Source organism: Actinokineospora auranticolor, assembly GCF_002934265.1.
Taxonomy (GTDB): Bacteria; Actinomycetota; Actinomycetes; order Mycobacteriales; family Pseudonocardiaceae; genus Actinokineospora; species Actinokineospora auranticolor.
Map to the genome: position 1 here is coordinate 85,974 of NZ_PTIX01000023.1, position 23,623 is coordinate 109,596.

At 70.7% G+C, this 23,623-nt stretch carries 24 protein-coding genes; 6 read left to right on the forward strand and 18 right to left on the reverse strand.

All coding sequences use genetic code 11. The features are described from left to right. Nucleotides 1-40 precede the first annotated feature (40 nt). Genes CLV40_RS29900 through dxr form a run of 4 tightly spaced genes read right to left on the reverse strand, consistent with a single transcriptional unit; the run spans nt 41 to nt 4,614 of the window. Entirely contained in the window at nt 41-898 is an 858-nt protein-coding gene (locus CLV40_RS29900) for a GNAT family N-acetyltransferase (RefSeq protein WP_181043816.1), read from the reverse strand. Nucleotides 899-942: 44 nt separating this feature from the next. Further along, a complete protein-coding gene (gene ispG / locus CLV40_RS29905; RefSeq protein WP_104482352.1) occupies nt 943-2,106 on the reverse strand; it encodes a flavodoxin-dependent (E)-4-hydroxy-3-methylbut-2-enyl-diphosphate synthase in 1,164 nt (387 codons plus the stop codon). Between the two features lie 17 nt (nt 2,107-2,123). Then, a complete protein-coding gene (locus CLV40_RS29910; RefSeq protein ID WP_104482353.1) occupies nt 2,124-3,341 on the reverse strand; it encodes a M50 family metallopeptidase in 1,218 nt (405 codons plus the stop codon). A gap of 4 nt (nt 3,342-3,345) precedes the next feature. Beyond that, nucleotides 3,346-4,614 (reverse strand): 1-deoxy-D-xylulose-5-phosphate reductoisomerase, encoded by a 1,269-nt coding sequence (gene dxr / locus CLV40_RS29915; RefSeq protein WP_181043817.1) that lies wholly within the window; start codon nt 4,612-4,614, stop codon nt 3,346-3,348. 208 nt (nt 4,615-4,822) lie between these two features. Between dxr and CLV40_RS29920 the strand changes: the two genes are divergently transcribed. The 3 genes from CLV40_RS29920 to CLV40_RS29930 all read left to right on the forward strand — a co-directional run bounded on the left by CLV40_RS29920 (nt 4,823) and on the right by CLV40_RS29930 (nt 6,243). Beyond that, entirely contained in the window at nt 4,823-5,095 is a 273-nt protein-coding gene (locus CLV40_RS29920; protein ID WP_104482354.1) for a GlsB/YeaQ/YmgE family stress response membrane protein, read from the forward strand. Between the two features lie 110 nt (nt 5,096-5,205). Further along, on the forward strand, nt 5,206-5,475 hold the full coding sequence (locus CLV40_RS29925; protein ID WP_104482355.1) for a DUF2631 domain-containing protein: 270 nt from the start codon (nt 5,206-5,208) through the stop codon (nt 5,473-5,475). Between the two features lie 279 nt (nt 5,476-5,754). After that, nucleotides 5,755-6,243 (forward strand): beta-class carbonic anhydrase, encoded by a 489-nt coding sequence (locus tag CLV40_RS29930; RefSeq protein WP_104482356.1) that lies wholly within the window; start codon nt 5,755-5,757, stop codon nt 6,241-6,243. A 120-nt stretch (nt 6,244-6,363) separates the two neighbouring features. On the opposite strand, the gene CLV40_RS29935 is transcribed toward CLV40_RS29930, so the two are convergent. From CLV40_RS29935 to CLV40_RS29950, 4 genes are read right to left on the reverse strand one after another with little or no spacing between them, the layout of a single operon-like run. Beyond that, entirely contained in the window at nt 6,364-6,795 is a 432-nt protein-coding gene (locus CLV40_RS29935; RefSeq protein WP_104482357.1) for a type II toxin-antitoxin system VapC family toxin, read from the reverse strand. Continuing rightward, on the reverse strand, nt 6,792-7,079 hold the full coding sequence (locus CLV40_RS29940) for a FitA-like ribbon-helix-helix domain-containing protein (RefSeq protein ID WP_425428246.1): 288 nt from the start codon (nt 7,077-7,079) through the stop codon (nt 6,792-6,794). The genes CLV40_RS29935 and CLV40_RS29940 overlap by 4 nt, the downstream gene beginning before the upstream one ends. 22 nt (nt 7,080-7,101) lie before the next feature. Beyond that, the gene (gene rlmN, locus CLV40_RS29945; protein ID WP_104482359.1) at nt 7,102-8,208 is read right to left on the reverse strand and encodes a dual-specificity RNA methyltransferase RlmN; all 1,107 of its coding nucleotides are present in this window, start codon (nt 8,206-8,208) and stop codon (nt 7,102-7,104) included. Between the two features lie 36 nt (nt 8,209-8,244). After that, on the reverse strand, nt 8,245-8,769 hold the full coding sequence (locus CLV40_RS29950) for a hypothetical protein (protein ID WP_146108290.1): 525 nt from the start codon (nt 8,767-8,769) through the stop codon (nt 8,245-8,247). 254 nt (nt 8,770-9,023) lie between these two features. Here CLV40_RS29950 and CLV40_RS29955 point away from each other — a divergent pair, with 254 nt between their 5' ends. Further along, the gene (locus CLV40_RS29955; RefSeq protein WP_245931651.1) at nt 9,024-9,716 is read left to right on the forward strand and encodes a PadR family transcriptional regulator; all 693 of its coding nucleotides are present in this window, start codon (nt 9,024-9,026) and stop codon (nt 9,714-9,716) included. Between the two features lie 6 nt (nt 9,717-9,722). On the opposite strand, the gene CLV40_RS29960 is transcribed toward CLV40_RS29955, so the two are convergent. Both CLV40_RS29960 and CLV40_RS29965 read right to left on the reverse strand, forming a co-directional pair. Then, nucleotides 9,723-11,189, reverse strand: a complete 1,467-nt coding sequence (locus tag CLV40_RS29960; protein WP_104482361.1) for a S8 family serine peptidase — start codon at nt 11,187-11,189, stop codon at nt 9,723-9,725. Between the two features lie 169 nt (nt 11,190-11,358). Further along, the gene (locus CLV40_RS29965; protein ID WP_181043818.1) at nt 11,359-12,111 is read right to left on the reverse strand and encodes a class I SAM-dependent methyltransferase; all 753 of its coding nucleotides are present in this window, start codon (nt 12,109-12,111) and stop codon (nt 11,359-11,361) included. 133 nt (nt 12,112-12,244) lie between these two features. Between CLV40_RS29965 and CLV40_RS29970 the strand changes: the two genes are divergently transcribed. After that, a complete protein-coding gene (locus CLV40_RS29970) occupies nt 12,245-13,096 on the forward strand; it encodes a VOC family protein (RefSeq protein WP_245931652.1) in 852 nt (283 codons plus the stop codon). Here the strand turns inward: CLV40_RS29970 and CLV40_RS29975 are convergent. From CLV40_RS29975 to rpsB, 5 genes are all read right to left on the reverse strand, one after another. Continuing rightward, the gene (locus CLV40_RS29975; protein ID WP_104482362.1) at nt 13,093-13,944 is read right to left on the reverse strand and encodes a phosphatidate cytidylyltransferase; all 852 of its coding nucleotides are present in this window, start codon (nt 13,942-13,944) and stop codon (nt 13,093-13,095) included. The two genes, CLV40_RS29970 and CLV40_RS29975, sit on opposite strands and share 4 nt — an antisense overlap. 91 nt (nt 13,945-14,035) lie before the next feature. Further along, a complete protein-coding gene (frr, locus tag CLV40_RS29980; protein WP_104482363.1) occupies nt 14,036-14,593 on the reverse strand; it encodes a ribosome recycling factor in 558 nt (185 codons plus the stop codon). Between the two features lie 41 nt (nt 14,594-14,634). Continuing rightward, nucleotides 14,635-15,360: a UMP kinase gene (gene pyrH / locus CLV40_RS29985; protein WP_104482364.1), complete on the reverse strand. Its 726-nt coding sequence runs from the start codon at nt 15,358-15,360 to the stop codon at nt 14,635-14,637. An 88-nt stretch (nt 15,361-15,448) separates the two neighbouring features. After that, nucleotides 15,449-16,264 carry a translation elongation factor Ts gene (tsf, locus tag CLV40_RS29990; RefSeq protein WP_104482365.1) on the reverse strand — a complete coding sequence of 272 codons (816 nt, stop codon included), beginning with the start codon at nt 16,262-16,264 and terminating at the stop codon, nt 15,449-15,451. Between the two features lie 84 nt (nt 16,265-16,348). Beyond that, nucleotides 16,349-17,203, reverse strand: a complete 855-nt coding sequence (gene rpsB / locus CLV40_RS29995; RefSeq protein ID WP_104482366.1) for a 30S ribosomal protein S2 — start codon at nt 17,201-17,203, stop codon at nt 16,349-16,351. Between the two features lie 353 nt (nt 17,204-17,556). Between rpsB and CLV40_RS30000 the strand changes: the two genes are divergently transcribed. Beyond that, the gene (locus CLV40_RS30000; protein WP_104482367.1) at nt 17,557-18,126 is read left to right on the forward strand and encodes a M23 family metallopeptidase; all 570 of its coding nucleotides are present in this window, start codon (nt 17,557-17,559) and stop codon (nt 18,124-18,126) included. 1,216 nt (nt 18,127-19,342) lie between these two features. On the opposite strand, the gene CLV40_RS30005 is transcribed toward CLV40_RS30000, so the two are convergent. From CLV40_RS30005 to dprA, 3 genes are all read right to left on the reverse strand, one after another. Further along, on the reverse strand, nt 19,343-20,278 hold the full coding sequence (locus tag CLV40_RS30005; protein WP_181043819.1) for a FliA/WhiG family RNA polymerase sigma factor: 936 nt from the start codon (nt 20,276-20,278) through the stop codon (nt 19,343-19,345). Continuing rightward, nucleotides 20,250-21,377, reverse strand: a complete 1,128-nt coding sequence (locus CLV40_RS30010; RefSeq protein WP_342752317.1) for a tyrosine recombinase XerC — start codon at nt 21,375-21,377, stop codon at nt 20,250-20,252. Before CLV40_RS30010 ends, CLV40_RS30005 begins: the two co-directional genes overlap by 29 nt. A 210-nt stretch (nt 21,378-21,587) precedes the next feature. After that, the gene (gene dprA / locus CLV40_RS30015) at nt 21,588-22,718 is read right to left on the reverse strand and encodes a DNA-processing protein DprA (protein WP_104482369.1); all 1,131 of its coding nucleotides are present in this window, start codon (nt 22,716-22,718) and stop codon (nt 21,588-21,590) included. Nucleotides 22,719-23,623: the final 905 nt, after the last annotated feature.

The following is a 23,623-nucleotide window of genomic DNA, read 5'->3' on the forward strand; positions in this document are numbered from 1 at the left end:
AACCGTGCACGGTCCCCCGGAGCTCGTTACTCGACATCGCCTAGAAAAGAACCGTCGCGTATTGGCCGACCTGGGTGAAGCCGATCCTGTCATACACCGCCCTGGCCGGGGCGTTGTATCCGTTCACATACAGGCTCGCCGTCCGGCCCATCCCGGCCACCAAGCGCTGGGCTACGGCGGCGGTGCCCCCCGCGCCGTAGCCGTGGCCGCGGTGGTCCGGGGATACCCAGACGCCCTGGATCTGGCCCACCTGGCTCGACAGCGCCCCGATCTCGGCCTTGAACACGACCTCGCCGCCCTCGAACCTCGCGAAGGCCCGGCCCCCCGAGATCAGCTCAGCGACCCGCGCGCGGTAGCCGGCGCCGCCGTCGCCCACGCAGGGGTCGATGCCGACCTCTTCGATGAACATCCGGATCGCCGCGGGCAGGTAGCGGTCCAGCTCGTCCGGCCGCACCTGGCGCACCTGGGGGTCCGGGGTCACCAGCGGCGTCGTGGAGATCGACATCAGCGGCTGGTCGTCTCGGACCTCGCGGGCCGGGCCCCAGTCGTTCTCCAGTTCGGCCCACAGGCCGAGGACCTGTTCGGCCGGGCCGACCATCGACGAGCACATCCGCCGCCGCCGGAGGGCGCGGTCGGCGAAGGCGCGCAGGGCGGAGCGCTTGCCGCGCAAGGGGACCAGGTTGGGTCCGGCGAAGCAGAGGGCGTCGATCCGGCCCACGGTGCGCAGGCCGCGCAGGTCGCAGCCCCACAGCTCACCGCCGAGCCGCCACGGGTCCAGGCCCGCCGACTCGACCCGGGCGGCGACCATGCAGGACGCCACCGGGTCGGCGGTGAGCACAGCGCGCACCGCCTGACCGTCACGCTCATCGAGCAGCCGCGCTCCGGCTAGCCGCAACACCTCTTAAGCGTGCCAGAAAGCGCGCCGCGCGGAAAACGGAACGCTCAGCCCATCGCCACTACGGTGGGCGCGCCTTCCTCGCCGTCGATGGGTTCGCCCATCTCCTCGGCCAGGCGCATGGCCTCTTCGATCAGGGTCTCCACGATCGCGTGCTCGGGGACGGTCTTGATGACCTCGCCCTTGACGAAGATCTGGCCCTTGCCGTTGCCGGAGGCCACACCCAGGTCGGCTTCGCGGGCCTCACCCGGTCCGTTGACGACGCAGCCCATGACCGCGACCCGCAGCGGCACGGTCATGCCCTCCAGCCCGGCGGTGACCTCGTCAGCCAGCTTGTAGACGTCGACCTGCGCGCGCCCGCAGGACGGGCAGGACACGATCTCCAGCTTGCGCGGCTTGAGGTTGAGCGACTGCAGGATCTGCAGCCCGACCTTGACCTCCTCGACCGGCGGCGCCGAGAGCGAGACCCGGATCGTGTCGCCGATGCCCTGCCGCAGCAGCGCCCCGAACGCCACCGCCGACTTGATCGTGCCCTGGAACGCCGGGCCCGCCTCGGTGACGCCGAGGTGCAGCGGGTAGTCGCACTGCTCGGCCAGCAGCTCGTAGGCGCGCACCATGACCACCGGGTCGTTGTGCTTGACCGAGATCTTGATGTCGTGGAAGTCGTGCTCGGCGAACAGCGACGCCTCCCACATGGCCGACTCGGCCAGCGCCTCCGGGGTCGCCTTGCCGTACTTGGCCATCAACCGCGGGTCCAACGACCCCGCGTTGACGCCGATCCGGATCGGGGTGCCCCGGTCACGGGCGGCGTGGGCGATCTCCTTGACCTGGTCGTCGAACTTGCGGATGTTGCCCGGGTTGACCCGGACCGCCGCGCACCCGGCGTCGATCGCGGCGAAGACGTACTTGGGCTGGAAGTGGATGTCGGCGATCACCGGGATCTGCGACTTGCGCGCGATCGCCGCCAACGCCTCCGCGTCGTCCTGCGACGGGCAGGCGACCCGGACGATGTCGCAGCCGGACGCGGTCAGCTCCGCGATCTGCTGGAGCGTGGCGTTGACGTCGGCGGTCACGGTGGTGGTCATCGACTGGACCGAGATCGGATGGTCGCTGCCCACACCCACGGACCCCACCTGGAGCTGGCGGGTCTTGCGCCGCGGTGCGAGCACCGGCGGCGGGGCGGTGGGCATACCGAGCATGACGTCGGTCATGGAGACCTCTCTGGAACCTAGGGCAGTCGGATCGGGTTGACGATGTCGGCGGTGACGGTGAGCAGCACGACCGCGCCGCCGAGGACCACGAGCACCATGGTGATGCCCGCGAGCTTGTTGTAGTCGACGGGCCCCGCCGGGGCCTTGCCCCGCGCGCGCCGCAGGGCGTCGCGGATCTTCTCGTAGAAGATGATGGCGATGTGCCCGCCGTCGAGCGGCAGCAGCGGCAGCAGGTTGAACACGCCGACGAAGAAGTTCAGCGCGGCCAGCACGAAGACGAAGATCTCCCAGATGCCCTGCTCGGCGGCGTCCGCGCCGATGATGCTGGCGCCGACCACGCTGACCGGCCGCTCCGGGTCGTTCTCGCCGCCGATGGCGCGGATGACGGCGGGGATCTTCTCCGGGAACTTCATCAGGCCCTGCCAGGTGCTGACGAACATCTCCCCGGTGAACTCGACCGTGGCGGGGACGGCGGCCAGCGCGCTGTACTGGGTCATCGCCCCGCGCTCGATGCCGATGGCGCCGACCTCGACGGGCTTGTTGTCCTTGCCCGCGGCGGCACCCGCCTCCAACCGCTGCACAGTGCGCACATCGATGCTCACGGTGCGTTCCGCGCCGTCGTGCTCGATGACGAAGTCGGTCGGGCCGCGCAGCGCGCGGATCTTGACGACGAGGTCGTTCCAGTCCTGGATCTTCTGCCCCTGGACGCTGACGATCCGGTCGCCCGCGACGACGCCCGCGGCGGCCGCCGGGGAGGCGTCGGCGGCGGTGCAGTCGGCCACCTTCAGCGTCTTGGGGTCCTGGGTGGCCGCGGCGCAGGAGGTGTTGCCGACGACCGCGTGCCCGACCACCGCGGTGGGCAGGCCCATGGTGACGGCCATCAGGTACAGGATGATGAAGCCGAGCAGGAAGTGCGTGATGGAGCCCGCGGACATCACGATCACGCGCTTCCACGCGGCGAAGCGCCACATCGCGCGCGGCGCCTCCTCCGCGGTGACCTGGTCGAGGGCGGTCATGCCCGCGATGTCGCAGAAGCCACCGGCCGGGATCGCCTTGAGGCCGTACTCGGTCTCGCCGCGGCGGAAGGAGAACAGGGTGGGCCCGAAGCCGATGAAGTACCGGCGGACGCGCATGCCGAACCACTTGGCGGTGAGCATGTGCCCGGCCTCGTGCAGGGCGACCGACAAGCAGATCCCCAACGCGAAGAGCACGAGCCCCAGGAGCCAGTAGAACACCAGATCAGTCCCTTCCCAGCCCCGCCGGATCACGCGGGACGGCAGTCACAGCGAGGAGTTCCCGCGCGCGGGCGCGGGCCCAGTGCTCGGCCGCGAGCACTTCCTCGACGTCGCGCGGCGCGGCGTGCCAGGCAGCCGCGTCGTCGAGCACCCGACTGACAGTGTCCACGATGACTGTGAAGGTGGTGTCGCCTCGCAGGAAGGCCGCGACGGCCTCCTCGTTCGCGGCGTTGAACACCGCGGGCAGGCAGCCCCCGGTCTCGCCTGCCGCCCTGGCCAGCCGGACCGCGGGGAAGGTGTCGTGGTCCAGCGGCTCGAAGGTCCACTGGGTGGCCCGGCTCCAGTCGCACGGGCGGGACGCGCCGGGCACCCGGTCCGGCCAGGCCAGGGCCAGCGCGATGGGCAGCCGCATGTCCGGCGGGCTGGCCTGGGCCAGGGTGGAGCCGTCGGTGAAGGTGACCATCGAGTGCACGACGGACTGGGGGTGCACCACGACGTCGACCCGGTCGTAGGGGACGCCGAAGAGCAGGTGGGCCTCGATCAGCTCCAGCGCCTTGTTGACCAGGGTCGCCGAGTTGATGGTGATGACCGGGCCCATCGCCCAGGTCGGGTGGGCCAGGGCCTGCTCGGCGGTGACCCCTTCGAGCTCCGCGCGGACGCGGCCGCGGAAGGGGCCGCCGGAGGCCGTGAGCACCAGGCGGTCGACCTCGTCGGCCCGGCCGCCGCGCAGGGCCTGGGCCATGGCGGAGTGCTCGGAGTCGACCGGGACGAGCTGCCCCGGCTTGGCCGCGGCGAGCACGAGGTCGCCACCGGCGACCAGGGACTCCTTGTTGGCCAGGGCCAGGGTGGCGCCGGTGGCCAGGGCCTTGAGGGTGGGGGTCAGGCCGCGCGAGCCGGTGATGGCGTTGAGCACGACGTCGGCCGGGACGGCCTCGATGAGGTCGGTGACCGCGTCCGGGCCGGTGAAGATCCGGGGCACGGCGAACTCGCCCCTGGCGTAGCCGGCGCGCTGGGCGGCGGCGTAGAGGGCGAGTTGGAGGTCCTCGGCGGCGGTGGACCTGGTCACCGCGACGGCCCGCACCCCGAAGCGCAGCGCCTGGTCGGCCAGCAGCGCGGGGTCGGAGCCGCCCGCGGCCAGACCCGCCACGGTGAACCGGTCGGGGTTGGCGGACACGAGGTCGAGCGCCTGGGTGCCGACCGATCCGGTGGAGCCGAGCACGAGCAGTGAGCGCCGGGGACCGCCCGGCGCGGGGGATGCACTCATCGACGCCATTGTTCCCGATCCGTGGATACGGACTGCAACCACCAGGGGGTGAAGTCGGGACCGGACGTTCCACCCACCGTGTCAACCACTCCCCCGAACGGCGCAACCCGAAAAAAGTTCCGCTCCTAACGAGTGAAATCGACGAAGTCAGGGAACTTCTCCGGCAGCACGGTAGGACCGCCCGGGCAAAAGGGCGGTCATGAGGAAGGAGCTTTCGATGGGCATTCTCGGCTGGATCGTTCTCGGTTTGGTCGCCGGCCTCATCGCCAAGGCCATCATGCCTGGTAGCGACCCGGGCGGCATCATCGTCACGATCCTGATCGGCATTGTCGGCGCGATTCTCGGCGGCTTCATCGGCAACGCGATCTTCGGCGGCGGGCTCGGCAACTTCTTCGACCTCCGCACCTGGCTGCTGGCCATTCTCGGCTCGGTGATCCTGCTCGCGATCTACCGGGCGGTCACCGGCCGGGGCCGCAGGGCACGCGTATGACGTGGGCGTGACCAGCCCCACCCTGAGGCGCCGTGGACACCCACGGCGCCTCAGGTGTGCCAGGGGTGTGGAAGGATTGGCCCGCAGGGACCGAACAGCCAGGAGGAACAGTGGCCAACACGGAGCTGGAGAAGCGGAAGACCACCGCGGCGGGCACCGTGAGCCCCGCGGAGGAGCCGTCGGCGGAGTGGGGCTGGCACGGGTCGTTCCCCAAGGCCACCCTGATTGCGGGCGTGCTCGTCGGCATCGCGATGTTCTTCATGCTGATCGGCAACCACACCGGTCACACCGAGGACCTCTGGCTGATCGGGGTCGGCGTGGTGCTGCTCGGCGGCGTGGGCTGGAAGGTCCACCGCAACCGCACCTCTTGGCGGCGCTAGCGCAAACGAGCAGCCCGTCCGGGGGTTACTGCTCGCTCAACTGGTGGTCGTCTGTTGCGGGTGTGCGCAGGTGACCACTTGGCTGTGGTCCATGCCACCCCACTACCTCCAGCCGTTCTGGCCCTCGCGCCGAACCCGGCTGTTCGACGAGGCGTGTCCGGTGGCCGCCCGGGTCTGATCCCGACCCGCGCGGCCGTGCCGTCAGGTATGCCATCCCGGCGTCCTCCCGACGGTGTGCCACCGGGATGGTCCGATTCCGACACCCCCGGAGAGACCATCATGTCCGTCACGGACGAACTGCTCGCCAACAACGCCACCTACGCCGAGTCCTTCACCGGTCCGCTGCCGCTGCCGCCCGCCAAGCAGGTCGCGGTGGTGGCGTGCATGGACGCGCGGATCAACGTCTACGGGGTCCTCGGCCTCAACGAGGGCGATGCCCACGTCATCCGCAACGCCGGTGGCGTGGTGACCGAGGACGAGATCCGCTCGCTGGCGATCAGCCAGCGACTGCTCGGCACCCGCGAGGTCATCCTGATCCACCACACCGACTGCGGCATGCTCACCTTCTCCGACAAGGACTTCCGCGACGGCATCCGCGACGAGACCGGCGTGCGCCCCGCGTGGTCGGCGGAGGCGTTCGACGACCTCGACGTGGACGTGCGGCAGTCGATCGCCCGGATCAAGGCCAGCCCGTTCATCCCGCACACCGACCAGGTCCGCGGCTTCGTGTTCGACGTCGCCACCGGAAAGCTCAACGAAGTGGCGTGAGCCCCCGACGGGGACGCGCCCCGCGCGCGTCCCCACGGGCATGATCTCGGGGTGCCCCTCGGACGCCGCACGGACAACGCCACCGCGATCGCGATCAGGATCGGTTGATCCCGGACAAGGTCACCGTCGCGGGTCGTCCAGCCACGGGTTCGCGAGCGTGACCCCGGTGCCCACGAAGTCCTTTGTGTTGCGAGTGGCAAGGCGCGCGCCGTAGCGCAAGCAGATGGCAGCGATCTGCGCATCCGCCATGCTGACCGGGCGACCAGCGTGCTCTCGCGCGGCGGCGATCACCCCGTACCGCTGAGCCGCCACTTCGTCGAACGGCAGGACGCGGTCGCGGAAGTCCTCGGCCAGCAACTCGGAGACCTTCCGGAGCAACACTTCCCGCCGTTGCCCGGCGGGCAACCTCGCCGCACCGTAAGCGAGTTCGGCGGCCGACACGGCGGTGATGAACACCTCGTCGGCCGAGTAGTGGTCCACCCACCGGACGACGGCGTCATCCGGACTGTGCCGCATCAGCTCGGATACGACGTTGGTGTCCAAGACGATCACTCGGGCAGCTCCACGATCCGCGCGGGCTCATCCCGCGCAGGCAGGTCGAACGACGCGTCGTCCAGATCGCTGAACCGCTGCCGGATCCGCGACCCCATCCCGGGCCCGGGCGCGAGCTCGACCAACACCTCGGCCAGGATCGCGCGCACCTCGGCCTCCATCGAGCGACCGTGCTCAGCGGCGCGAACCCGCAGCTTGGCCTTCAGAGCCTCGTCCACGTCGCGAATCGTCAGAGTAGCCACGTCACACCTCCGTACTTGCGTGCATGCACAGCTTGCATGCACGCATGCAATGCTGTCAATGCTGTCAGCCCTCGGCGGCGAGCTGGCCGCAGGCGGCGGCGATCTCCTGCCCCCGGGTGTCGCGGACCGTGCACTCCACGCCCTGGTCCTTCACCCGCCGGACGAACTCGCGCTCGACCGGTTTCGGGGACGCGTCCCACTTCGAGCCCGGAGTCGGGTTGAGCGGGATGACGTTGACGTGCGCCAGCTGACCCAGGTGCTTGCGCAGCAGCTTGCCGAGCAGGTCCGCGCGCCACGGCTGGTCGTTGATGTCGCGGATCAGGGCGTACTCGATCGACACTCGGCGGCCCGTGCGGTCGGCGTAGGCGCGGGCGGATTCCAGGACCTCGGCGACCTTCCACCGCGTGTTGACCGGCACCAGCGTGTCCCGCAGCTCGTCGTCGGGGGTGTGCAGGGACACCGCCAGCCGGACGTGCAGACCCTCTTCGGTCATCTTCCGGATCGCGGGCACCAACCCGACCGTCGACACCGTCACCGACCGCTGGGAGATGCCGAGGCCGTCCGGCGCCGGGTCGCAGATGCGGTGCACCGCGTCGATCACCCGGCGGTAGTTGGCGAGCGGCTCGCCCATGCCCATGAACACGATGTTGGACAGCCTGCCCGGCTCCCCCAGCTCCCCGTCGCGGACCGCCGCGGCGGCCAGGCGGACCTGGTCGACGATCTCGGCCGTCGACAGGTTCCGCTGGAGCCCGCCCTGGCCGGTGGCGCAGAACGGGCAGGCCATGCCGCACCCGGCCTGACTCGACACGCACAGGGTGACGCGGTCCGGGTAGCGCATCAGGACGCTCTCCAGCAGCGTGCCGTCGTGCGCGCGCCACAGGGTCTTGCGGGTGTCGCCGTCGTCGCAGGCCACGTGGCGGACCGTGGTGAGCAGGGGCGGCAGCAGGGCCTCGACCAGGCGGTCGCGGGTGGCCGCCGGGATGTCGGTCATCGCGGCGGGGTCGGCGGTCAGGCGGCCGAAGTAGTGGTTCGCGAGCTGGTTGGCCCGGAACGGCTTCTCCCCCAGTTCGGCGACCGCGGCCCGGCGCTCATCGGCGGACAGGTCGGCGAGGTGCCGCGGCGGCAGGCCGCGGCGGGGCGCATCGAACACGAGGGGGAGTGAAGTAGTCATGGCGACCCCATTCTCCCACGACCCGGGAGCGGGCCGTCAGCGCGTGGTGGTGGGCGTCGCGCCGATCTCCACGCAGGTGGGGGCGAACGGGGCGGCCGCGACGAGTTCGTCGGGCAGGTCGGCGGCACCGACCAGCTCCACCGAGTGCTGCAGCGGCGGCAGCCCCTCGGACAGCCGGTTGACCGCCGCGCCGTAGGCCTCCTCGGTCGGCGGGTTCGCGGACTCCATCCGGCTCTTGGCCTGACCGACGGCGTCGCGGGCCTCGGTGACGTTCTTGGTCAGCTCCTTGATCATCGGTTCGACCGCGGGCGCGGGCGCGTCCTTCAGCTCCCGCAGGTCGCCGAGAACCGCGTCGAGCAGGCCGACCAGCCGCCCGGTCATGTCGAGGAACTGGCGCCGGAAGACGGTCAGGTTCGTGGTGTTCGTCGGCGCCTGCACGGAGTCGCCGACGTTGATCATCCGCTTGGACATGGTGCAGAAGCGGTTCATCCAGCGCACCTCGGGCGTGCCGGACTTCGGCTTCGGCTTGGTCGTCTTCGGCGGCCTCGTGGTCTCCGTCACCGACTGCGTTGTGGTCCCCGCCCCCCTGGCGGCCACCGGCAACCCCTCCACCGGCTTGGCGCAACCGGCCACGACCAGCAGCAACACGGATCCGAGCAGTACTCCCCTGACTGCACCCATGGACCTGAGACGCGCGCCGGTCGCCGTCGGTTCCGACGGTCGTCGCGAGAAGAACGTTGCATCGCGACATGTTCCGATATATCGTTGAGCTATCGCGAGCTACCGCTGGCGAAGAACCCACAGGGGAGAGAACAATGCGTGTTTCACACGACCACGACCGCAGGCGCGGACCTTGGCGCAGGCAGCGCCACGACCACCACCCGGGCCGACCGGGCTTCCCCGGCTTCGGCGCCGAGATCGACCCGGAGGATGAGATGACCCCGCCCTTCCCGCCGCGGCCCCCGTTCCCGCCGGGACCGCCGTTCGGCTTCGGCGGCCGGGGGCACGAGCGCGGCCGGGGCCGCAGGCACGGCGGCAGGCAGCGCCGCGGCGACGTGCGCGCCGCCCTGCTGGCCCTGCTGACCGAGCGGCCCATGCACGGCTACGAGATGATCCAGGAGATCGCCGAGCGCAGCGGCGGGTTCTGGAAGCCCAGCCCGGGCTCGGTCTACCCCACGCTGCAACTGCTGGCCGACGAGGGCTTGGTGCGCGGGGTCGACGGCGAGGGCGGCAAGCGGCTCTTCGAGCTGACCGAGGACGGTGCCGCCGCCGCGGCCCAGCTGGACAGCACCCCGCCGTGGGAGCAGGCCACCGCGGGCGTCGACCGCACCGAGGTGTCCCTGCGCGAGGCCATGGGCCAGCTCGCCGCCGCGGCGATGATGGTCTCGCAGGCCGCGAACCCGGCGCAGAAGGACCGGGCGGCGGACATCCTCACGGCCGCCCGCCGCGAGCTGTACGCCATCCTCGGCGAGGACACCCGCGCCGAGGAGCGCCCCGCCGAGGACTGACCGGCGCTACCCGAAGGACACCACCCACTTGTCCAACCGTCCGACGGCGCCGGGCCGCCGGTCGGCCACCCGCAGCGTCCAGGGGCCGTTGCGGTCGCTCCCGGACGGGGACACGCCGTAGATCCGCCGGACCTGACCCGAACCGTCGTCACCGCCCGCTGTTTCCAGGGGGAATACGCGGCCGGTGGGGTCGATCAGGTCGATGGCGAGGTCACCGACGCGCGGGTGGTCCAGGTAGACCCGCACCCGCCCGGGCGCACCGGTCGGCGGGCAGCCGCCGGGGGTGATGACCGAGATGACCGAGGTTCCGTCGTCCGGGATGGCGACCGGGTTGGGGTTACCGCCGCCCTCGCACGTCGGTACCTCGGAGTCCATGGGCCAGGCCACGTTGGCCTGCTGGTTCGGTGAGCCCGCACCGGGGTTCACGACGGCACCGGACACGACCGCCCGGCTCAACGCCACCCGCACGTCCTGGGGCATGGCGTAGGGGTGGCGAGCCAGGTAGCCCGCGGCGATTCCCGCGACGTGCGCGGCGGCCATGGAAGTCCCGGACATCACCACCTCCGTGCCGTTGCGGCCAAGAGAGGGGATTTGGCCGCCGGGGGCGAAGAAGTCCACGCAGCGCCCGTAGTTGGACGACGGCAGCCGGGTGTCGGTGCGGTCGGTGGCGGCGACGGTGATCGCCTCCTCCGTACGACCGGGTCCGAACCCGCAGGCGTCGGCACCGTCGTTGCCCGCTGCGACCACGGTGGTGAACTCGGCGTCGACCATCCGGCGCACCGCTTCGGCACCCACTTCGGCCTGGTCCATGGTCAATCCCAGGACCGCGACGCCGGGGTGGGTGCCGTTGCGCGTGACCCACTCGACGGCGTCGAGTACCTGGGAGTCGGCGCCTTGGCCCTGGCAGTTCAGGACTCGGAGGGCAACCAGGGCGGTCTCCTTGGCCACGCCGTACGTCTTGCCGCCCACGGTCCCGGCGACGTGTGTGCCGTGCCCGTGGCAGTCGGTGCCGTCACCGCCGAGGAAGTCCGCGCCGACACTCGCGCGCGTACCGAACTCGGCTTCGTTGCGGGTGATCCCGGAGTCGATGAGGTACACGACCGCACCCGCTCCCCCGCGCGAGTAGAACGGGGCGTAGTCCAGCGGGAGGGCGCGCTGGTCGATCCGGTCGAGCCCCCACGGTTGGGACGCGGCACGGGTTGTGCCGTCTTGGTAGACCGTGCGCACGATGGGGTCTTCCGCCAGCCGGTTGGCCTGTGTGGCGGTGAGACCTTGAGTGGTGAAACCGCGCAAGGTGGCGCGGTAGAAGGACTTCGGCTTACCGCCGTACCGACGGGACAGTGTGGACGCGGTCCGCTCGATCTGCGTAGTGGGGACAGCGTCGTTCAGCAGGACGATGTAAGAGCCGGAAATCGGCTTGGCCGCCTTGACGACAGGCCCACTCGCCGCTGTCGCGACAAGGGCACCCGACATGGCTAAGAGGGACACGGTCAGCGGTATCAGGCATCTACGAAGAGTGCGACGCACGGGGTCTCCATCCGTGAAAGCACCGCCCTGGCAGGGTGGACATGGGCGGACGCACGCGAAGATGCCTCGAACCGGCGGGTAGGACAACCGCCGGGTTTCCTAACCTTTTCCCAGTTCAGCGCAGGATCAGCCCGCGCGGCTTGCGGCGGATCAGGACCCGGTAGCCCACGGGGAACTCCAGGCCGGGCACCGTCGCGATCGCGCGCTCGGCCACGGCGGCGGAGAACTCGATGCGCAGCACGGCTTCCAGCGTCGCGCGGTCCGCGAAACGCCAGCGGGTGCGGACGCGGTGGAGTTCGAAACCCTCGATCTCGAAGAACCGGTCCACCTCCCCCGCGTCGTAGGACGGCAGGTCGGCGCGCATCCACGACCCGTAGGGCGGAAAGGTCGCGTCCAGGTCCACCACCACCAACGCGCCACCGGGACGCAGGACGCGGTCTGCCTCGCGCAACCCCGGCTCGCAGCCGGGACCGAAGAAGTAGGCGGTGCGCGCGTGCACCACATCGAACCCACCGTCGTCCACGGGCAGGTCGTGGGCCGCGCCCAGCCGCACCGCCACGCCGGTCAGGCCCGCTATCCGGGCTTGAGCCCGCTCGACCAGGGGCGGGTGCGGCTCCACACCCACCACCGTCGCGGCGCGCTCGGCGAAGCGCGGCAGGTGGAAACCGTCGCCGCAGCCGACGTCGAGGACGTCACCACCCCAGTTCGCCAGGTCCGCCAGCAGTGCCCATACGGCACCGTCCACGTCCTGGGCGCGGTTCTCCGCCTCGTAGACCTCCGGCCACTGCCAGATGTTGGGGCTGGGCAGCACCTGCGACGGGCGCAGCGACGCCGTCAACCGCGCCCGCGCCCTCGACACCAAACCCACGTCGTCCAGCAAAGCACAGCCGATGCCCGCCGTGCCCCCTGGTCAAACGCGCAAAAGATCACCACCGGGCGGCGGCTGACCGGATCGGCCCGGGGGCACTAACCTCGCAAGCAGACCTGCGAGGGAGGTCACGATGATGCCGACGGACGCGATCAGCGCCATCGAGGAGGTGCCCGAGGGCACCCCGGGCAGGCCGTGCTGGGTCGAGGTGGCCACCCCGGACCCCGTCGCCAGCAGCGCGTTCTACGAGGGCCTGTTCGGCTGGACGTACCGCGTCGGCGACGACGGGTACGCCATGGCCTACGTCGGCGACATCGCGGTCGCCGGGCTCTACACCCCGCAGGGCGGCCAGCCGAGCCAGTGGACGCTCTACCTGACCGTCCACGACACCGGCAACACCACCGACCGGGTGCTGCAGCTCGGCGGGCAGATCCTCACCGCGCCCCGCGAGATCCCCGGCCAGGGCGGCCTGCTCATCGCCACCGACCCCAGCGGCGGACCGATCGGGTTCTGGCGCCAGGACCGCGGCTGGGACCTGGGCACCGGCTTCCCCGGCGCGTTCACCTGGGCCGAGCTCAACACCTGGGACGGCGAGGCCGCGGACGAGTTCTACCGGGCGCTCTTCGGCTTCGAGCAGACCCAGATCGGCGACGGCGTCGCCTTCGACTACACCAGCTGGAAGCTCAGCGGCGACGAGGTGCTGGGCAGGCTCCGGATGGGCCCAGAGTTCCCCGCCGACCAGGCCCCGTTCTGGATGGTCTCGTTCGAGGTCGACCCCGAGATCGGCACCGACGCCACGGCCGCGCTCGCGGTCCGCCTCGGCGGCCGGATCACCGTCCCGCCGTTCGACTCCCCGTACGGCCGCGCCGCCGTCTTGGCTGACGTGACCGGTGCGGAGTTCACCGTCCTCGACCGCTCACTACGGCTACCGGTGGTGCCGGAGGAGGAGATCGGCGCGGAGGTCGACGACCCGTACGACGACTAAGCGGGGATGAAGAGCCGCAGCAGCAGCCACGAGACGACCGCGGACGGCAGCAGCGAGTCCATCCGGTCCATCAGGCCGCCGTGGCCGGGCAGCAGCGTGCCCATGTCCTTGATGCCCAGGTCGCGCTTGATCACCGACTCCACCAGGTCGCCCAGGGTGGCGGTGGCGACCAGGGCGGCGCCGAAGAGCACGCCCTGCCACCACCGGCCGTCGAGCATCAGGGTGACCGTCAACCCACCCGCGACGACACCGGCGACCAGCGAACCGGCGAAGCCCTCCCAGGACTTCTTCGGGCTGATCGTCGGTGCCATCGGGTGCTTGCCGAACAGCACACCGGCGATGTAGCCGCCGGTGTCCGAGCTGACCACGAGGATGAGGAAGCACAGCACCCGGTCGGTGCCGTCCGCGGGCAGCACCAGCATCGCCGCGAACGCCGCGAAGAGCGGCACGTAGGCCGCGGTGAACACCGAGGCCGTGGCGTCGCGCAGGTAGTTCTCGACGCCACCGCGCAGCCGCCACAGCAGGCAGGCCAGGATCGTGACGACGAACGCGGCGAGCACCCCGTCGCGGCCGAACGGCCACGACAGCCACACCATCGCCTGACCGCCGAGCAGCACCGGCCAGCGGGCCACGTCGATGTCCGCGCCCCGCTTGAGCGCGCCCGCCAACTCCCAGGTGGCGACCGCGACGGCGACGGCGACGACGCCGACGAAGCTCTGGCGCACGGTCAGCAGGGACAGCAGCAGCACCGCGCCGAGGCCGACCCCGACCCCGATCGCGGCGGGCAGGTCGCGCCCGGCCCGCGGCGACTTCGCCACCGGCTGCTGCCCGGCGTTCCCGACCGTCACCGGTGGATCCCCGACCGACTCATGCTCCAGCTCCCCAACGGGCCCGGCCACCATGTGCGCGTTCCTCATCTACGCCGAGATCGTGCCGAGGTCAGACCTCCAGCAGCTCGGCTTCCTTGTGCTTGACCAGCTCTTCGACCTGGTGGACGTACTTGTCCGTGAGGTTCTGCAGCTCCTTCTCCGCCCGCACGACGTCGTCCTCGCCGGACTCGCCGTCCTTGACCAGGCGGTCGAGCTCCTCCTTGGCCTTGCGGCGGACGTTGCGGATGGAGATCTTCGCGTCCTCGCCCTTGGTCTTGGCGACCTTGACCATCTCCCGGCGGCGCTCCTCGGAGAGCTGGGGGATGACCACGCGGATGATCGTGCCGTCGTTGCTCGGGTTGACGCCCAGGTCCGAGTCGCGGATGGCCTTCTCGATGGCGTTGAGCGAGCTGGCGTCGTAGGGCTTGATGATCGCCAGGCGGGGCTCGGGGATGTTGACGCTGGCCGCCTGGTTGAGCGGCGTGTACGTCCCGTAGTACTCGAAGGTGATCCGGGAGAACATCGCCGGAGTCGCCCGGCCGGTGCGCACCGCGCCGAGGTCGTCCTTGGCCACCGTCACCGCTTTTTCCATCTTCTCCTCGGCGTCGAGGAGTGTGTCGTCGATCAAGGGGGCTCCTTGTCCATCTCCCGGTCGGTGGCCCGGCCGGGTCACGCAGTGGGCGTGCTGACCAGCGTGCCGATCCTCTCACCACGCACGGCGCGGGCGATGTTCCCCTCCGTCAGGAGGTTGAACACGATGATCGGCATGTTGTTGTCCATACACAGGCTGAAGGCGGTCGCGTCGGCCACCTTGAGGTTGCGCTCGAGCACCTCGCGGTGGGTGATGTCGGTGAACATCTTCGCGTTCGGGTCGAGGCGCGGGTCGGCGTCGTACACGCCGTCCACGGCCTTGGCCATCAGCACCGCGTCGCAGCCGATCTCCAGCGCGCGCTGGGCGGCGGCGGTGTCGGTGGAGAAGTAGGGCATGCCCACCCCGCACCCGAAGATCACCACGCGGCCCTTCTCCAGGTGCCGCTCGGCCCGGCGCGGGATGTAGGGCTCGGCGACCTGGCCCATGGTGATGGCGGTCTGCACCCGGGTGTCGATGCCTTCCTTCTCCAGGAAGTCCTGCAGCGCCAGGCAGTTCATCACCGTGCCCAGCATCGCCATGTAGTCGGCGCGGTCGCGGTCCATGCCGCGCTGGCTCAGCTCCGCGCCGCGGAAGAAGTTGCCGCCACCGATCACGATGGAGGTCTGCACGCCGCCGCGCACCACGTCGGCGACCTGCCGGGCGACGGTGTACACCACATCGGGGTCGACGCCGATCTCGCCGCCGCCGAACATCTCGCCGCCGAGCTTGAGCAGCACGCGGCGGAAACTGCCGTTCTGAGTCACGTCGTAGACCCCTCCTCGTGACTATGCCCCGCCCTCGGGGAACCGAGGACGGGGCACAACCCTAATCACTCCAGGCGGCGCGGGCGGGTCAGGACTGGCCGACCTCGAACCGCGCGAAGCGGGTCACGGTGACCCCGGCCTCGTCCAGCAGCGCCTTGACCGACTTCTTCGAGTCGAACACCGAGGACTGCTCGGTGAGCACGACGTCCTTGTAGAAGCCGTTGACCCGACCCTCGACGATCTTGGGCAGGGCCGCCTCCGGCTTGCCCTCCTCGCGGGCGGTCTCCTCTGCGATGCGCTTCTCGCTGGCCACGAGGTCCGCCGGGACCTCGTCGCGGGTGACGAAGCGCGGCTTCATCGCGGCGATCTGCTGGGCGGTCTGCTTGGCCGCCTCCTCGCCCGCGCCGGTGTACTCGACCAGCACACCGACCGCCGGGGGCAGATCGGACGAGCGGCGGTGCAGGTACAGGCTGACCGTGCCGGTGAAGTTCGCGACCCGGCGCAGCTCCAGCTTCTCGCCGATCTTCGCCGAGAGGGCCTGCACGGCCTCCTCGACGGTGCCGCCGTCGAGCGGAGCGCCCTTGAGGGCGTCGAGGTCGGTGGCGCCGGAGGCCTGCGCGGCGGCGACGACCTTGTCCGCCAGCTCCTGGAACTCCTCGTTCTTGGCAACGAAGTCGGTCTCGCAGTTCAGCTCGACCAGGACACCGTCCTTGGCGGCGACCAGGCCCTGGGCGGTGGCGCGCTCAGCGCGCTTGCCGACGTCCTTGGCGCCCTTGATCCGCAGGATCTCGACTGCCTTGTCGAAGTCGCCGTCGGTCTCGGTGAGCGCCTTCTTGCAGTCCATCATGCCTGCGCCGGTCAGCTCCCGGAGCCGCTTGACGTCGGCGGCGGTGATGTTCGACATCGTGCGTTTTCCGTCCTTCTTCGGGTACGCGCGTGGGTGTGGCGAAACCCCGGCGGGCAGTACGCGCCCGCCGGGGTCGGTGGATCAGGACTCCGCAGGGGCCTCGGCGGCCGGGGCCTCGGCAGCGGGCGCCTCAGCGGCCGGCGCGGCGGCGGCGGGGGCGTCGGCACCCGCGAGCAGGTCCTGCTCCCACTCGGCCAGCGGCTCGTTGCTCGCGCCGACCTCGGGCTTGTCGCCGCCGCCACGCGCACCGGAACGGGCGATGAGCCCGGCGGCGGCGGCCTCGGCGACGACCTTGGTCAGCAGCGCGGCCGAGCGGATCGCGTCGTCGTTGCCCGGGATCGGGTAGTCGACCTCGTCGGGGTCGCAGTTCGTGTCGAGGATCGCCACGATCGGGATGTTGAGCTTGCGCGCCTCGCCGACGGCGATGTGCTCCTTCTTGGTGTCCACGATCCAGATGGCGGATGGGACCTTCGCCATGTCGCGGATACCGCCGAGGGTGCGCTCCAGCTTGTCCTTCTCACGGGTCAGCATCAGGATCTCCTTCTTGGTGAGACCCTGGAAGCCGCCGGTCTGCTCCATCGCCTCGAGCTCCTTGAGGCGCTGCAGGCGCTTGTGCACGGTGGAGAAGTTGGTGAGCATGCCGCCCAGCCAGCGCTGGTTGACGAACGGCATCCCGACGCGCAGCGCCTCGTTGGCGATGGCCTCCTGCGCCTGCTTCTTGGTGCCGACGAACAGGATGGAGCCGCCGTGCGCGACGGTCTCCTTCACGAACTCGTACGCGCGGTCGATGTAGGTCAGCGTCTGCCGCAGGTCGATGATGTAGATACCGTTGCGGTCAGTGAGGATGTAGCGCTTCATCTTCGGGTTCCAGCGGCGGGTCTGGTGCCCGAAGTGCACGCCGGAATCCAGCAACTGCTTCATGGTGACGACGGCCATGGCCGGTTTCGCACCTCTTCGTTCAGGCGCCCCGGGTTCGACCCCGGAACGCGGCTGCGGTTGTCGCCGCGAACCCCGGTGGGTTCACGGCCCTGGTGCCGAGCGGACACCCGGACCCGCTGGTGGCGAACACCATCGAGACCGCCGGGCGTCGGTCGCCGAGACCCGCGCGGGGCCTCGGACGCGCACTGGCACGCGAAGTCGCCCCATGGAGCCACAGGGCGCGGGCAAAGTGTACGCCGATCGGTCTCGGATCCTTGAATCGGACCGGCGAGTTATCCACATACCGCCGCCCCATCCACAGATCCCACCGACCGATTGGCTCACCCCCACCACCCGGGCAAACTAGCCACATGCCCACTGACCAGCCAAAACGTCGCCTTTTCGGGCTGATCTGCGCCTTGCTGGCGCTGCTCACCAGCGCCACCCCGCTCAGCGCCGCCCCGCCCGCACCACCCCCGGCAGCCGCGACCACACCACCCGCCTTCCTCTCGCCCCTGCAACCACCCCGCCCCCCGACCAGGGCGTTCCAGGCCCCGGCCACCCCCTACGGCCCAGGCCACCGAGGCGTCGACCTGCCCGGAGCCGCCAACGAGCAAGTCCACGCGGCAGCGGACGGCCTGATCACCTACGCCGCCGACTTGGCCGGTCGAGGCGTGATCGCCATCGACCACCCCAACCACCTGCGCACCACCTACGAACCCGTAACCCCAACGGTCACGGCCGGTGCGGCTGTCCTCCGAGGCGAGCAGATCGGCCTCCTACAACCAGGCCACCCAGGCTGCCCCCCAGCCACACCCGCCTGCCTCCACTGGGGCCTCCGACGCGGCCGGACGTACCTGAACCCGATGTTCCTGCTCCACCGCCCACGCGTCCGCCTCCTGCCCGACCCGGTCGCCGCTCCCGGTCGAGGTCCGCCTTGAACAGGCAACCCACGGCCACCACACTCCGAGCCACCTCGTCAGGCAAGGCGTGCGTGTGGATCCCCGCCAGAGAGCCGCGAGACCGCCGCGGTGGGGTGACCGGGGCGACCACCTCGGCCTTTCGCGGACTATGCGAGCCACTTCATCCGGCCCGACAGGGGCGCGTGGGCGTCGCCGCCGCACAGGAGAAGCGGCGGTGCCCACTGCGATGGGGTGACCCGGGTGACCACCTCAGCCTTCGCGGTCAGGCATCCCGCATGGAGCGGATCCCCCGGTACGCCTCGACCACGCAACCTCGCGGACTGCGTGAACCACCTCATCCGGCCTGACAAGGGCCGGCGGGTGGGTGTCGCCGCCGTACGGCGATACCCACTGCGGTGGGGTGACCGGGCAACCACCTCGGCCGCCGGCGATCGAGGCATCCCGCACCGAGAGCCCTGAGTTCTACTCCCGATTCGATGGCCCCAGCCGTGGCTAGGCACTCCGCGATGCCCCGGTCATGCCGACGCACCGCGCGCCACCTCATCCGCATCCCGAGTCGGCAAGGCGTGCCGAGCCAGCCCTCGCCGCCGCACCGCTGGGCGGCGTGGCCCGGCGCGGTGACCCGGCACCTACCTCGTCCGCCGGCGATCGAGACATCCCGAACTGAGCGATCCTCAGAATTCGACTCCACCCCGATCCGAGTGCGTGACAGCGGCCCGAGTCGCACAGGCACTTCCCGACCACCGGGCCATGCCGACGCCCTTCAAGACACCTCGTTCGACAAGCGCGCCGAACTGGTCCTCACCACGGGGCGACAAGACCTGGCGATCGCCTCCGCCACGAGCAGTCGGAGCAACTCTCGCAGCACGATCTCCCAAGTTCGACTCCTCCACGGCTCGACGCCCTGGTCGTTGCCCATCTCGACCAGGCACTACCCGGTCGCCCCACTGGGGCTGACGCGCCTTGAGTCGCCTCGTCCGACAAGGCGTGCCGCGCCGGGCCGCACCGCTGGGCGGTGCGGCCCGGCGCGGTGCGGCACCTTAGCGTCCACCTCGGCCGCTGGCAGGCGAGGCATCTCGCGTGGGGCGGTCGCCCAGACCAGTGGCTCCTCGTTCGCACCGTGGGCGCTCGCTCTCCTGGCATCGGCCACGTGGGCGCGCCGGTGCCCGGGAGGTAAGTGCGCATGTCAGCCATGTGCCGGCTGCGGACCGGGTGGTCGCGCGCCGCCCGGGCGTCAGACGTCGACGGTTTCCATCAGTTTCGCGCGCAGGCGCAAGACCGCTCGGGTGTGCAGTTGGCACACGCGGGACTCGGTCACGCCGAGGACGCGACCGATCTCGGCGAGGGTGAGGTTCTCGAAGTAGTAGAGGGTGACCACGACCCGGTCGCGTTCCACGAGCAGGCCGATGGCCTCGGCGAGCTGGCGGCGGTTGTCCTGGTCGACCAGCAGCGCGACCGGGTCCTCGGCGGCCTCGTCCTCCAGGACGTCGGCCAGCGAGTTCACCCCGCGACCGGCGGCGGCCAGTTCGTCGAGGGCCACGACGCTGGTGAGTTGCAACTGGGCGTAGACGTCGCGCAGTTCGCCGACGGAGAGGCCGAGTTCACCCGCGAGTTCGGCGTCGGTCGGGGTGCGCTGCAGTTTGGCGCCGAGCCGCTCGATGCCGCGTTCCACCTCGCGGGCCCGGCCGCGCACGGTGCGCGGCACCCAGTCCTGGGCGCGCAGGTCGTCGAGGATGGCGCCGCGGATGCGCTGCATGGCGTAGGTCTCGAACTTCAGGCCGCGCTCGGGCTCGAACTTCTCGATGGCGTCGACGAGCCCGAAGATGCCGGACTGGATCAGGTCGGAGACGTCGACGTGCGCGGGCAGACCGGTGCCGACCCGGCCCGCGACGTACTTGACCAGCGGCGCGTAGTGCAGGACGAGGCGGTCGCGCAGCACCTGCGCGCGCTCCTCACCGAATCGCCGCCAGAGCGCGACGATGCCCGCCTCCACGTCGTCGGCGGTGCGGTGGTCGCCGGGCAGCACACCGGATGCCCGGCCCTCGCCGTAGGGGGCGGCGCGGCCGTTCACCTGGTTCGCGGAGCCACCGGCGGTGGACACCCGGGAGGGTTCCACCGGTGCCCGAGAACCATTCCCGGTGTCATCGGGAACGGGGGTGGGTTCGGTCATGGATCGCCTTCAGCCGTTCGACGGTCACGTGGGTGTAAAGCTGGGTTGTTGAGAGCGTAGCGTGACCGAGTAACTCCTGGACGCTACGAAGGTCGGCACCTCCTTCGAGCAGGTGTGTCGCCGCTGAGTGACGGAGGCCGTGGGGCCCCAGGTCCGGCGCACCCGGGACAGCGGCCACCACATCGTGCACGATACGCCGTACGGCGGTGGCGTGGAGCCGTCCGCCGCGGATCCCCAGCAACAGTGCCGGCGGGGAATCGGCCCCGACAAGTGACGGACGGCCCTGGTCCAGCCACTGGACGACGGCGTCGTGGGCGGGCACGCCGAACGGCACGGTCCGTTCGCGCCCACCCTTGCCCAGCACCCGCACCAGCCGCGATCGGAGATCGACGTCGTCCACGTCGAGCCCGCAGAGCTCGGACACCCGGACCCCGGTCGCGTACAGCAACTCGACGATGGCGTGATCACGCAGTGCGACCGGGTCCAGTTCCCGCGCGCCACCAGCGGCCGCGGACATCACCGCGCCTGCCTGGTCCTGCCGCAACACCGACGGCAGCACCCGGTGCCGCCGGGGGGCGACCAGCCGCGCACCCACGTCGACACCCAGGTGACCGCGCCGCTGCGCCCAGGCGGTGAACCCGCGCGCCCCGGCCGCGCGCCGGGCCAATGTCGTCCGCCCCGCTCCCCCGTCGCGCTGCGCGGCCAACCAGGCGCGCATCCCGGGCAGGTCCACACCGACGTCCAACACCCCACCCGGCACCTGCGCACCGTGATCGGCGGGCGCCCCGCCGCTCACGGACCCCACCGGGTGATCGTTGTGTTCACAACTCCCAGGGTCGCTCGAACAAGAGCCGACGTTTCCCGCCCCGCCCACCGCTTCCTTACCCCGATCGAGCACCCCACCCCCCCGACCAGGGGAATCAACACCCACCTCCACACCCAGGGAATCACTCGATCGAGTTGTTTCTCCCTCACCCGGGTTGCCCGAATCGGCGTACAGGAAGCCCAAGAGCGAGACCACGTCCCCGACGTACGCCCGCACCGTGTTGGCCGAGAGCCCACGTTCCAGCCCGAGGTGGCGCTCGTACTCGTCGACCACCCCCCGCACCGGCGCGGGCAACCCACCCCGAACCCGAAGAAGATCGACCCGAGGCGACTGGCGAGGAGAACGCGGCACTCTCGCCACGCTGATCCACCCGACGCCCCCCGTCAAGCATCGCCACGCCCTCATCCCACATGGCCGCCTCCAGCCCAGGCGAAAATCCGGCGCAGCACACACAACCCGCCCGGGTCTTGGGCAGCCGCCCGGTCAGCGTTTTGGACCCAGCCAGCCCTCCTCACCGCTCCGCGTCAGGCCCATCAGTTCCAGTTCGGGCAGCAGTGCGCGGACGCGGTCGAGCGGGACGCCGGAGTCGCGGGAGATCGCGTCGACCAGTCGGGGTTCGCGTGGGCTCAGGGCGTCGAGCACCCGGACGGCCGCGTCGCCCAGTCGGTCGGAGGGGCGTTCGGGTGCGTTCTCCGGTGACGCCAGTTCGCCGATGGCGCCGATCGCCTCAAGGACGGTGGCCGAGGAGGTGGCCACCTGGGCCGTTCCGCTGCGCAGGAGGTCGTGGCAGCCCTGGGACATGGTGGAGTTGACCGGCCCCGGTACGGCCAACAGCGGCTTCCCCAGCGCGGCGGCTGATGAGGCGGTGTTCCGCGCGCCGCTGCGCGCCCCCGCCTCCACGACCACCGTGCCCTGGGCCAACGCCGCGATGAGGCGGTTGCGGACCAGGAAGCGGAACCTCGCTGGAGACGTGCCCGGCGGGTATTCGCTCACGACCGCGCCTGTCTCCGCGATCCGCTGGAGCAAGGTCGTGTGCGCGGTCGGGTAGCTGATGTCGACACCGCAGGCCAAGACGGCGATCGTCGTACCGCCCGCCGCCAACGCACCCCGGTGCGCCGCGCTGTCGATGCCGAAGGCCGCGCCCGACACGATCGCGGCCCCGGCCTGGACGAGGTCGTACGCGAACTCCGCCGCCACTGTCTCCCCGTACGGGGTCGCCGCCCGCGCACCGACGATCGCGACGGACCGCTGCAGCACCTCGTCGAGCGACACCGCCCCACGCACCCACAAACCCAACGGCGGCCCGGCCCACCGCAGCCCCCGGTTGCGGGCATTGGCCAAGCACAACAACGGCCATGACGGCCACTCGGGATCTTCGGGGACCACCAACCGAGCCCCCACCTCCGCCGCCCTGGCGAGATCGGCCTCCGCCAACTCCACCCCTTCCCGCGCCGAGGTCTCGTCCCGAACCCCACTGGGCACATCCCCACCCCGAACCCGCGCCGCCGCCGCGACCGGCCCCACCCGCTCGACAAGCGCCCCCAACGCCACCCCGGGCGCCTCGGCGACCCGCATCAAAAACGCCCGCGCGAGCTGGATCTCGTCAGCACTCACCGCGCACCTCGTCGACAACTGCGAACGTCTCGGCAGGCGAGCGCGACAGTCGGTTGCCGCCTATCCGAGGTGGGAACGGTCGTGGCTGAGCCGCCAAGCGAACCCGGCCCGGCTGCGCGACGACCATCTCCAGCCTGCGCAACGCATACGACTTCCGCACGGTCGTCGGCACCCGTGTTAGGCCAGTGGCACCCACCGTCGGGTTGATGGCCGCGAAGATGAACCACGCCCGCGATCAGCGCGGGCGAGACGGCGGCCGCGCTGATCGGGGTTGAGGTAGGTGTTGTGAACGGACTTGGCCATGCCGATCGTGAGCACGCCGACGAACTGGGTGTCCATACCGAGGTCGCGGACTGCGCGCTTGGCAACCTCGTCGTCGTGCTGGGGCGAGCCTTGGTCACGCCGTGGGACTCACCGGCAGAAGCAGTGACGAGGCCCGAATAGCCGGGGACATGGCCCGGCTTGCCGTCGCCGCGAAGGTTGGGCGGTGACGTGCGTGCAAACCCGCGGCCCCCTCCCCTGCCACACGCCACACCTCCGGCCCGGCCATGCCCTCGCCCACTCCACCCCACTAGCTCGACACCACCGCACCACGGCAGGCGCCACGGTCGCCCACGCGCACTGCGTGGAGGGCTGCTGCGGTGATCGGGCGGTGCCGTGAGCACAGCCCCGCATCCGCTACTCCTTCCGCACGCGGTACCTCCCTGCCGACCAAGTTCAGACGAACCACCATGACCGGCCCTTCGCCGACGCAACCCCACTAGCCCGAGATCACCACGCCACAACAGGCTCCGAAGTCGCCCATGCCTGTGAGGTGCTTCGAAGTTTCCGGACAGTGGACCAAGTAGAATTGGGTTCTCTGGAAGGAGACGGTTTTGGCGGGATCAAGGAGGAGTTTCTCTCGG

What these genes read in the sequence shown, in the direction of transcription:
- rlmN (WP_104482359.1), bottom strand. Translation starts at nt 8,208, where the DNA reads ATGACTACTTCACTCCCCCTCGTGTTCGATGCGCCCCGCCGCGGCCTG.
- rpsB (WP_104482366.1), bottom strand. Translation starts at nt 17,203, where the DNA reads ATGGCCGTCGTCACCATGAAGCAGTTGCTGGATTCCGGCGTGCACTTC.
- CLV40_RS29920 (WP_104482354.1), top strand. Translation starts at nt 4,823, where the DNA reads ATGGGCATTCTCGGCTGGATCGTTCTCGGTTTGGTCGCCGGCCTCATC.
- CLV40_RS29960 (WP_104482361.1), bottom strand. Translation starts at nt 11,189, where the DNA reads ATGTCGGGTGCCCTTGTCGCGACAGCGGCGAGTGGGCCTGTCGTCAAG.
- CLV40_RS29970 (WP_245931652.1), top strand. Translation starts at nt 12,245, where the DNA reads ATGATGCCGACGGACGCGATCAGCGCCATCGAGGAGGTGCCCGAGGGC.
- ispG (WP_104482352.1), bottom strand. Translation starts at nt 2,106, where the DNA reads ATGACCGACGTCATGCTCGGTATGCCCACCGCCCCGCCGCCGGTGCTC.
- dxr (WP_181043817.1), bottom strand. Translation starts at nt 4,614, where the DNA reads ATGGCGTCGATGAGTGCATCCCCCGCGCCGGGCGGTCCCCGGCGCTCA.
- CLV40_RS30005 (WP_181043819.1), bottom strand. Translation starts at nt 20,278, where the DNA reads ATGACCGAACCCACCCCCGTTCCCGATGACACCGGGAATGGTTCTCGG.
- CLV40_RS29955 (WP_245931651.1), top strand. Translation starts at nt 9,024, where the DNA reads ATGCGTGTTTCACACGACCACGACCGCAGGCGCGGACCTTGGCGCAGG.
- CLV40_RS29930 (WP_104482356.1), top strand. Translation starts at nt 5,755, where the DNA reads ATGTCCGTCACGGACGAACTGCTCGCCAACAACGCCACCTACGCCGAG.
- CLV40_RS30000 (WP_104482367.1), top strand. Translation starts at nt 17,557, where the DNA reads ATGCCCACTGACCAGCCAAAACGTCGCCTTTTCGGGCTGATCTGCGCC.
- tsf (WP_104482365.1), bottom strand. Translation starts at nt 16,264, where the DNA reads ATGTCGAACATCACCGCCGCCGACGTCAAGCGGCTCCGGGAGCTGACC.